The following is a 9,216-nucleotide window of genomic DNA, read 5'->3' as shown; positions in this document are numbered from 1 at the left end:
CTGCCTTCGAGAACGTAGGTGCCGTCAGCAGCGTCGAGCACGATGACTTCACCCTTTTCAGCGATGGTGCCGACGATGCTGTCTCCCGCCACAGCCAGTCCGGCAGTGGCCACAACCCGGAACATAGCGGCAACAAGTCCTGCAATGATGTTTTTTCTTGATGTCTTCATAACGATTCCCTCCCTCGAATTTTGGTTTGTTGACCCCCCTTTTGCCCGTGGGAGACTAAAACGCTCCCCCTTGTTGAACACACCCCATGCTGAACTTCCAGCATCTTGGAACCGACCGACGGTGTGTTGTGCTTAGTTGTTGAGCAATGGGCGTGCCAACCAAATAACTATACGTTTTTATACGGTGTGTTGAACTTTTTGATAAATCGGTGTGGTCCAAAGCCGTTTCGAATTTTGCACCCGATGGCCCAAAATTGCACATCGACAGGGTGCCAGCGGCCTGCTCATCCTACAATGGGCATTAAAAATGTGTAGGTAAACGAGGCATGCAGAAAATAGACGTTGGATCAGCTCACACCAGCGGATCTTAACTAATGGATCAATAATAAATACCGATAGCGGATTCATGAAACCACGGCGCACAGGATGGATAGAAAACAGAGGATTGACCCGGCGCCAGGTGATGACCCGGGGGGTTATGGGTCTGGCCGGCTGGATGCTTTCGCCGATCCGGATTGCTTCCGCCGCGCTTCAGGATGACCTGGAACTGGTTTCGCACATCCCCCAGATGACGGAACGGGAAGCCCCGATGCTTGTATTTCGGGACTTTGTAGCCGACCCGGATGTTGAGGTAGAGCAGCACATCCGACTTCAATTGGGCCAGCGGAAGGATATTTTGGACCTGCTCAGGGAAAAGATCGGGTTTGAGAAACAAGTGAGACTGTCAATGGAAGATCTTCAGGTTCGCCTGATGTTCGTCCCGCAATTGCAAAAAGACCATGCGGCCGCTTATCATCGCTATTGCCAGGATGTCACCGATTATCTCTTCGAGATGAACGGGATGGACAATTGCTATGCGGCCATTACCAGCCCGAATGAGAGCTATCCGCCGCTGTCGCAGAACGGAATATCTGCTTTCTTGGTTCATCGCCTGGCAAAAGACTACCGGGCGATCTGCCGATTTACCGCAGAATCCGGACGCAGCGTAAAGTACAAAATCACTGGCGCCATATTCTCCAACCATCTGGGAGCGGTGGACCTGGAGATCCATTCGATAGCACCGGGGCAGTTTGAATTATCGCGTAAAGCGTTCACTATTTGGCAAAACAATACCAAGAATCTTTACACCCTCATGTCGATACCGGTGGAAGAAACCCTGCATTATCAGCTGGGAAAGGCAACGGACCGTGAAATTGCGGCATCCATGAAAAACCATTTGCCGGAGAATCTGTCTGCGGTGCAGCGTCTGGCGGAAGAGTGGATGGCCGTGGAAGAGTCGGTGGTGGGCGGATTGGTGAATCGACTACTGGAGCGCTATTGCGCCCTGCACCATACAACGATACCGGCTTCTATCTACGGCGAAACGCAATCGGCAGTGCCGTCCCTTCATCAGTACCGATACCGGGACCGGGGCATTCAACTGGTAGAGAACCTTGGATTCCAGGAGGCCCTGGCACTGTATATGGAAAGTCCGTCCAATTTCAGGGCTCAGCTGTTCGGGGGACAGGATGCATGATTCGCGTGGAACCTAAAGGAATGGTCGGTCAATTCTTCGATCGACGGCTATAACCATTATGATGGGATATCGCTCCCGGTATCCGGATTGACCATGAAACGGTAGCATCCTCACACAGAGTCTGCTTGTCATCCACCACCAATTCCCTTCCACTGTGGATGACATCACCGTACTGGCTGCAGCGGATCGAAAAAATCGCCTCTTCGCCAGTGCTCAACGGCCTCTTTTCGCCCATACCTTGCATGTCAATCCTCCTTTGACATTTCTATCCACAAAAATTAGCATTGGGAATGCATCTGCCGTAGCGCCCTTTTTGGTAAAACCGTGTCTTTCCGATTCAAATGGACATTCCGTGCCATGAGCACCGTTGCCATTCTTTTGGTCATTCTATCCGCAGCCATGCATGCCGGGCGCAATTACCTGACCAAAAAGGCCACGGATAAACAGGCGTTCGTATGGTGGTATGAAGTGGTGGGGCTGTTGCTGTTTACGCCGCTTTTTCTGATTTATTTTCTCGCTGCATCCATGGCTTCACTCCCTGTCTGGGGTTTAATTCTGGCATCCGGATTGCTTCACTTCGTTTACTGGGTCCTTCTTACCAAATCACTCGAGACCGGTGACCTTTCTTTGGTCTACCCCATCATGCGGTCCTCGCCGGCCCTGGTCCTGCTGCTTTCCATTTTTGTTCTGAACGAAGCGGTCAGCCCACAAAGCCTTGCCGGGATCCTGCTGGTGGCGCTGGCCAGCTATACCATCAACATGCAGCGGCTGAGTGTAGCCGAACTGGTGAGGCCGCTGCGGGCGATCTCCCATTCCAGGCTGCTCCAGACCGATGCCACCAGCTCACGGATGACTTCTCGCTTGCCTTCCATCGTGCGTTCTTCCATCGCAGGCAGGATGAGCAGGAAGATGGTCAGGATGAACAGCAGCATCGTCAGCACCACCGGCAGGAAGATGCGGAAGGGAATGCGCCCGATCATGTTGTTGATATGCGCCGTTATCATGTCTTTTAATCGAACCGCTGCCGAATGGAGAGAAATCGGATAGACAAGCGTGGTCCATTCACTGCGAGGTGTTCAGATTACCCCATTGCCGATGAAAAGCAATCGTAAACTGCACATTCAATGGATGGCATCAGCGGATAAACGCATGCCGTGGCCCTGTTCGCAAAACAGAATGCTTGTTACGCAAGATCGGGAATGGTATAAATTGATCGCCGTTCGAAAGCAGCTCAACTGGAAACAACATTCCGATTTTTGAGACAGGACGACAGTCCTGCCCAGCCTATAAGCAGGAGGCCGCAATGCAAAAAAATCTGTACCCGCATCTATTTGAACCCTTGGACCTTGGCTTTGCCACCTTGAAAAACCGGGTGATTATGGGGTCCATGCACACCGGCCTGGAGGAAGCCCCGGACGGATTTGAAAGGCTGGCCGCTTATTTTGCCGAGCGGGCCGCGGGTGAGGTGGGGCTGATCGTCACCGGCGGATTTTCTCCCAACGTGGAGGGCTGTGTGGCGGACCACGCCGCACAGCTGAGCACGCCAGAAGAGGTTGATTGTCACCGACTTATCACTTCGGCGGTTCATGAAAGCGGCGGCAAGATCGCCCTGCAGATCCTGCACACCGGCCGGTACGGCTTTCACAAACAGCTGGTGAGTGCTTCTCCCCTGCAGGCACCGATCAACATCTTCAAACCAAAGGAACTTTCCGAAGATGAAATCCTCCGGCAGATCGAGGATTTTGCAAGCTGCGCCGGCCTGGCCCGGCAGGCCGGTTATGACGGGGTGGAGATTATGGGATCGGAAGGCTATTTGATCAACCAGTTTATCGCCCCGGCCACCAACCGACGCACCGACCGCTGGGGCGGGGCATATGAGAACCGGATCCGGTTTCCCCTGGAGATTGTCCGCCAGGTCCGACAACGTGTGGGGCCTGACTTTATCATCATCTATCGACTGTCCATGCTCGATCTGGTCGCAGGCGGCAGTTCCTGGAACCAGGTGGTGGAATTGGCCCGAGAGGTGGAAACCGCCGGAGCCACTATCATCAATACGGGTATCGGCTGGCACGAGGCCCGGATACCGACTATCGCCAGCATGGTTCCCCGGGCGGCCTTCACCTGGGTCACCGGTCGGCTAAAGGGTGCGGTGTCCATCCCGCTGGTGACCAGCAACCGGATCAACACACCAGAGACCATTGAACAGACCCTGGCCGCCGGTCATGCGGATCTGATTTCCATGGCTCGCCCCTTTCTGGCGGACCCGGCATTTGTCAAAAAAGCCGGAGAAGGCCGTGCCGATGAGATCAACACCTGCATTGGCTGCAACCAAGCCTGCCTGGACCACATTTTTCAGGGCCAGGTAGCCAGCTGCCTGGTCAATCCCCGAGCCTGCCGGGAGACAGAGTTCGTCATTTCGCCAGCCCCAGCGCCCAAACGCATCGCTGTGGCGGGTGCCGGGCCGGCCGGACTCTCCTTTGCCGTCACCGCTGCGTCACGGGGCCATCGGGTGACCCTTTTTGACCGTCAGGATCGCATCGGCGGGCAGCTGAACCTTTCAGTCCGGATACCCGGCAAGGAGGAGTTTGCCGAAACGTTGAGATATTTTCGTCGCCAACTGGCATTGCTGGGGGTCACGGTGAGACTGAATACTCAAGTGGATGCGGAGCGCCTGGCCGATGAATTCTTCGACGCGGTAGTGGTGTCCACCGGTGTCCGGCCACGCCGGCTGAACATCCCCGGTGCTGACCATCCCAAGGTGATCACCTACATCGATGCTATCCGGGGCATGAAGCCAGTCGGCAAGACGGTGGCCATCATCGGTGCCGGCGGTATCGGCTTCGACACAGCCGTACTTATCACCCACGAAGGCCCGTCCTCCAGCCTTGACCGAGACCGATTTTTTAAAGAGTGGGGCGTGGATCGGGAATATCGCCAACCGGGCGGGCTTTTGGCGGCGCATTCGGAAACACAGCCTTCTCCCCGACGCGTCACCATGTTGCAGCGCAAAGCCTCCAAGATGGGTGCCGGGCTGGGCAAATCCACCGGCTGGATCCATCGGGCCGCCCTTAGAAAGCGTGGGGTGGAGATGATTAATGGTGTGACCTATGAAAAAATCGATGATGAGGGTTTGCATATCGTCAAGAACGACAGCCGCCATACGATTCCCGCCGATACGATCATTGTCTGTGCCGGCCAGGAATCCTTGAGAACATTGGCCGATGAACTCACCGGCAAGGGCTTACAGGTGCACATCATCGGCGGCGCGAAAAAGGCTGGTGAACTGGATGCCAAACGGGCCATCGACCAGGGCGCCCGGCTGGCCATGGAGATTTGAAGTGAGCCTGCCCGCCGCCGTTCTGGACCACCTCGTGGTGGCCGCTTACACGCTGGAACAAGGACTGGCGTATGTACAGGATCATATCGGGGTAACCATGACCGGCGGTGGGAAACACGCCGCCGTGGGCACCTACAACCGGGTGCTGAAGCTGGGTCCGGGTCAATACCTGGAAGTGATCGCCATCGACCCCGAAGGGCGGCAGCCCGATTTCCCCCGCTGGTTTAACCTTGACGATCCGGGATGTCAGGCCCGGCTGAAGATCCGGCCGCACTTGATCACCTGGGTGGTGCGAACGGATAACGTCGATGCACTGGCCAAAGCAATCTATGGGCAGCGGGTGTGCGTTCGGCCCATGCAGCGGGATGGGCTGCGATGGCGGTTTGCCTTCACCGACGACGGATCCATGCCGGGTGACGGCCTGATCCCGCATTTAATCCAGTGGGACGGCCGCATCCACCCCGCAGAAAAAATGCAAGATGCCGGCTGCAGGCTGTTGGGCCTCGACGGGGCCCACAACGACGCTGCATCTGTTCAACGGGTGGTCTCATCCATGGGCCTCGAGCATCTCGTTACGTTCCATCCCGTTTCAAAACAGCGTTCGCCTGGACTGTCGGCGCGCATAAAAACGCCCGCCGGGGTGGTGGTTTTGGATTAACGAAAACAAATATTGGAAAAAAAGGGGGCAACGCATGTCCGCTAACAACCAAGGCAGCGGTCCGGACAAACTCTCACAGGTGGTGGCCGACGCCCGCCGCCAAATGAAGGATCGGGAAAAGACCTACCGCGAGAAGGCTATGAAAATGTATCCGCACGTATGCGGCCGCTGTGCACGGGAGTTCAGCGGCAAGCAGCTCAGAGAACTCACCGTGCATCACCGGGACCACAACCACGACAACAACCCGCCCGACGGCAGCAACTGGGAACTGCTGTGCATATACTGTCACGACAACGAACACGGGCGCCTGGAAGTGGCCGAGGCATATGACGGCAGCTCGTCCTCGGCCGAGACGACTGAGTCTGATTTCTTTCACAATCCCTTTGCCGCTTTAGGGGGGATGATGAAGGATAAAGATAAAGGCAAATAGGCTCAAGGCGTCTGGCAATCGGCCATCAATGCACCGATGAGAGCCTTCCCCTCCGCCCGGCGAAACGCAACGCTTTATCTCGATCAACCCATAGGGAGCAGACCGGTGCCAACGCCCCTTGATAGAAACGATCCGCCTTCAATCGGAACAATCGTTCCGCCAGGAATGCGCTATCTGTTGGCCGTAGCCATTGTTGCGTTGCTCTTTCTGACGCTGGCCGGTGCGCTGACAATCCCCTTTGCCTTCGAATCGCCGTCCATGTGGTATAAATTCGGCATGGAAAAGGTTAGCCTGCGCACCGGGAAAATACTGGGCCTTACGGCCGGCCTGCTTATTCTCCTGCAGCTGCCCCTGGCCGGGCGACTGAAATTTCTGGACCGGATCTTCTCCCTGCCCGGTTTGATCCGCCAGCACCGCATGCATGCCTGGGCGATTGTAATCCTGGCGTTGGTTCACCCCCTATGCGTGCTGCTTCCCGAAGGCAAACTCATCGTCCCACTGGAGATGCGCTATTGGCCCGAGTGGATCGGGGTGGGGCTGCTGGTCGTCATTTTAAGCCAGTTTGTTGTCAGCCAATGGCGACAATCGATGGGCATCGCTTTTCACACATGGATGTGGTTTCACCGCATCGCCGGCCTGCTGATTGCGAGCCTGCTAATCGTTCATGTTCTTTATGTGAGCGAAACATTTACCGATCAAGGACCGCCTCGTCTGGCGGTGTTCATTGCTGCAGGTATTTTTTTGATGTTTTGGCTATGGATTCGCTCAAGCTGGCCGCGGGTACGCTACAAACCCTATGTCGTTACGCGCATTCAAAGTACCGGTGCCGACTGCACCTGTGTTGAATTGACCCCATCCCAACAACCCCCTTTTGCCTATATACCCGGCCAGTTTGCGTATGTTTCCTTTCGTTCTGCAAGCGTTTCCAAAGAGCCCCATGCGTTCACCCTCTCATCCACCCCCAGTCGCCCCGATGGACTTCAGTTCACCATTCGTGCAAGCGGTGACTGGACCCATACCGTTGGGGACCTCTCAATTGGAGACCGTGCCTTCATTCAAGGTCCCTTCGGCCGCTTCAGCCACCTGTATACCGATCCGGATCGGGAATTGATCATGATCGCCGGCGGCATCGGTATCACACCCATGCTCAGCATGCTGCGCTTTATGGCTGACCATGGCGACCCCCGCCCGGTCACCCTGATATGGCGCAACCGCAGCAAGGAAAACGTGGTGTTCGCCGATGAAATGGCTGACCTGGCGGCCAAGTTGACAGGTCTGCGCATGATTCCTATATTTACCCGTAATGCGGAAGGCGGGAGCGGTCCGGCAGATTGGATCGCAATTCGTTGGATACTATGCTCAGTGATTGCAGTCGCCGCTCGGCGGTCTTTTTATGCGGCCCACCACAGATGATGAGGCAGATAAGAACAGACCTTACAACGCTCACATTCCCCGCCCGTTCGATATTTACCGAAGCGTTCGGTTTATAGACCCCCTCAATTCAGCCAGAAGAGACTGCCCCCACTACCTACCATGGGTCGGTCCACAATTTACGAACAGGAGGCATTTTATGAGACCATTTTTAAAACTCTCGGCCGTTTTTTTGTTTGTTCTAATTTTTTCCGCACAAGCCACAGCAGCAGCACCGAAATGGGAACTGGATCCGGCCCACTCCGGCGTCTACTTCGGTATCGATCACATCTATTCTACCGTACGAGGCCATTTCGAAGATTTTAAAGGCACGGTGATGTTTTCACCCGATGACCTGGCAGGCAGCCGCTTCGACTTCGAGGTGGCTGTAAAAAGCATCAATACCAGGCACAGCAAACGGGACAGCGATCTCAATTCAGCCAATTTCTTCGATTCAAAAAAATTCCCAACCATGACCTTTAAAAGCAGTGCCGTTAAGCATGTCAAAGACAATCAATATATTGTCGAAGGCGAAATGACAGTTAAGGATGTCACCAAATCGATATCCGTGCCATTTGTCTTTATGGGGGTCAAGGATTTCCCGTTTGACGACAAAAAAGAGGTGGCCGGATTCGAAGCCCAATTGACCATCGACCGTCTGGCCTACCACGTGGGCGGCGGTAAATTTTACGACATGGGTACTTTGGGCAAAGAGGTGGATGTACTTATCAGCCTGGAAGCGCTGCGCAACAAATAGATCGTATCTTTGCCAATAATGGGCCTTAGGAAGGTACTATGAACCGATGGGCCACGGTTGTGCTTATTTTACTTAATGTCGCCTTGCCAGAAATGGCGCGGAGCACCGCGCCGTTTACACCGGCAGCTATCCGGCTGCCCAGCGGTTTTCGCATCAGCCTGTTTGCAGACAATCTATCCGGGGCCCGCTCCATGGCCCCGGGGCCGGAGGGGATTCTATTCGTTGGCACGCGAAAGGCCGGTCGGGTCTATGCACTCGTGGATCGGGATAGGGATTTCAAGGCGGACCGGACAATCGTCCTGGCCAAGGGGCTGCGCATGCCCAACGGCGTGGCATTCAGAAACGGCCACTTATATGTGGCAGAGGTTCATCGGGTGATCCGGTTCGAAAACATTGTCGACAACCTGAACCCCGGCGCCCCCTATATTGTGGTTAACGACAGCCTGCCCGCCGATCGCCGCCATGGCTGGAAATTCGTCCGTTTCGGCCCTGATGGGAAACTTTACGTTCCCGTGGGCGCCCCATGCAATGTCTGCCGGGAACAGGATCAGCGGTTTGCCACCATCATGCGCATGAACGCCGACGGCTCAGGCCTCGAGGTGTTCGCCGAGGGCGTGAGAAATTCGGTAGGGTTCGACTGGCACCCGCAGACCCGCGAACTGTGGTTCACCGACAACGGCCGCGACTGGCTCGGGGATGATTTTCCGCCCGATGAACTGAATCATGCACCGTCATCGGGCCGCCACTTCGGCTTCCCCTACGTTCACGGCAACACTGTCCCCGACCCGGTTTTCGGCGACCAGGCGCCCCAACGCGAATTTGATCCACCGGCGCAGGAACTGGCGCCCCATGCGGCTGCGTTGGGTATGCGATTTTACACCGGCAACATGTTCCCGCCTGAATACCGCGGGCAGATTTTCATTGCCGAACATGGCTCC

The 9,216-nt window shown here is 55.6% G+C and carries 8 protein-coding genes; all 8 read left to right on the top strand.

The window, feature by feature from the left end:
- Nucleotides 1-576 precede the first annotated feature (576 nt).
- Nucleotides 577-1,686, top strand: a complete 1,110-nt coding sequence (locus QNK41_RS13835; RefSeq protein WP_319257911.1) for a hypothetical protein — start codon at nucleotides 577-579, stop codon at nucleotides 1,684-1,686.
- 357 nt (nucleotides 1,687-2,043) lie between these two features.
- Nucleotides 2,044-2,733: a DMT family transporter gene (locus QNK41_RS13830; RefSeq protein ID WP_319257910.1), complete on the top strand. Its 690-nt coding sequence runs from the start codon at nucleotides 2,044-2,046 to the stop codon at nucleotides 2,731-2,733.
- 256 nt (nucleotides 2,734-2,989) lie between these two features.
- Nucleotides 2,990-5,023 (top strand): NADPH-dependent 2,4-dienoyl-CoA reductase, encoded by a 2,034-nt coding sequence (locus QNK41_RS13825; protein ID WP_319257908.1) that lies wholly within the window; start codon nucleotides 2,990-2,992, stop codon nucleotides 5,021-5,023.
- Nucleotide 5,024: 1 nt separating this feature from the next.
- The gene (locus QNK41_RS13820) at nucleotides 5,025-5,681 is read left to right on the top strand and encodes a VOC family protein (protein WP_319257906.1); all 657 of its coding nucleotides are present in this window, start codon (nucleotides 5,025-5,027) and stop codon (nucleotides 5,679-5,681) included.
- A gap of 34 nt (nucleotides 5,682-5,715) precedes the next feature.
- Entirely contained in the window at nucleotides 5,716-6,111 is a 396-nt protein-coding gene (locus tag QNK41_RS13815) for a YajD family HNH nuclease (protein WP_319257904.1), read from the top strand.
- A 177-nt stretch (nucleotides 6,112-6,288) separates the two neighbouring features.
- Nucleotides 6,289-7,524, top strand: a complete 1,236-nt coding sequence (locus tag QNK41_RS13810; protein ID WP_319257902.1) for a hypothetical protein — start codon at nucleotides 6,289-6,291, stop codon at nucleotides 7,522-7,524.
- Between the two features lie 157 nt (nucleotides 7,525-7,681).
- Complete coding sequence (locus QNK41_RS13805; RefSeq protein ID WP_319257900.1) at nucleotides 7,682-8,278, top strand: YceI family protein; 597 nt, start codon at nucleotides 7,682-7,684, stop codon at nucleotides 8,276-8,278.
- Between the two features lie 38 nt (nucleotides 8,279-8,316).
- A partial coding sequence (locus QNK41_RS13800; protein ID WP_319257898.1) for a PQQ-dependent sugar dehydrogenase occupies nucleotides 8,317-9,216 on the top strand: 900 nt, incomplete at its 3' end.

It is taken from the genome of Desulfosarcina sp. (assembly GCF_033791525.1).
In the GTDB taxonomy this organism is placed as follows: domain Bacteria; phylum Desulfobacterota; class Desulfobacteria; order Desulfobacterales; family Desulfosarcinaceae; genus Desulfosarcina.
The sequence above is the reverse complement of the archived record's forward strand: the minus strand, read 5'-3'. Positions and strand labels throughout refer to the sequence as shown.

Excerpts from the sequence above, each read along its gene's own strand:
- QNK41_RS13830 (WP_319257910.1), top strand. The coding sequence starts at position 2,044 with ATGAGCACCGTTGCCATTCTTTTGGTCATTCTATCCGCAGCCATGCAT.
- QNK41_RS13815 (WP_319257904.1), top strand. The coding sequence starts at position 5,716 with ATGTCCGCTAACAACCAAGGCAGCGGTCCGGACAAACTCTCACAGGTG.
- QNK41_RS13825 (WP_319257908.1), top strand. The coding sequence starts at position 2,990 with ATGCAAAAAAATCTGTACCCGCATCTATTTGAACCCTTGGACCTTGGC.
- QNK41_RS13835 (WP_319257911.1), top strand. The coding sequence starts at position 577 with ATGAAACCACGGCGCACAGGATGGATAGAAAACAGAGGATTGACCCGG.
- QNK41_RS13805 (WP_319257900.1), top strand. The coding sequence starts at position 7,682 with ATGAGACCATTTTTAAAACTCTCGGCCGTTTTTTTGTTTGTTCTAATT.